Here is a 780-nt window from a genome sequence, read left to right on the forward strand (position 1 = left end):
AACCATACCCCCACGAATAACCAGCATTGGGGTGGGTACTTTTCAAAATACCGGCATTATCGGCATAACCATACCTAGCAGTGTTAAAAGCATTGGGCAAAGCGCTTTTGGCAGTTGCGCCAGTCTTACTAGTATAATGTTTGAAGGGACGATTGCTTCAGGTGAGTTTGATTCTAGTGCGTTTGGCGATTCGCGCTACTCTAACACCTATATTGGCGACTTGCGCGCCAAGTACCTTGCGGCAGGCGCAGGAACGTACACAAGGCCAAACGGATCAAGTAAAACGTGGACGAAACAGTAGAAAGGAGTTTTTTGTGTGAGATGTGATGAAGCCCCTGATCAATTTGGTCAGGGGCTTTTTTTTGACCACGAACCAACACGAATCAAGAAAGGAATAATTTTATCAAGAACCACACGAACCAACACGAACCAACACGAACCAACACGAACCAACACGAACCAGGAAAGAGAAGAGACTTACTTCAAATATATGCGTACCAGAGAACGGGGGTTAGGGGGTTTTTGTCCGTTATCTTATCGTGAAGTTCTACGCTAAACTCTCGAACAAAAACCCCTGCTCTCTTTGATTCTCTATTACACGCATATTTGCAGTAAATATCTTCGTTCTCGCTTCGCTCCTTGTTCGTGTGGTTCGTGGTAAAAAATATTTTCAGTCAAACAAAATGGCAAGTCCGCTTTAAGAGCCTTATATATCAGTTTTTGTAACGTAATAATCCTGTATATTTTTAACCGTTTGCGTTACCGCTTGGACAATATCAT

General features: G+C 43.1%; 1 protein-coding gene. It reads left to right on the plus strand.

Annotation, left to right across the window (positions count from 1 at the left end):
• On the plus strand, nt 1–301 hold a 301-nt coding region (locus ACYVRH_RS13750), incomplete at its 5' end, for a leucine-rich repeat protein (RefSeq protein WP_461257453.1).
• Nucleotides 302–780 lie beyond the last annotated feature (479 nt).

The sequence above is a fragment of the Treponema sp. R80B11-R83G3 genome, assembly GCF_054786115.1.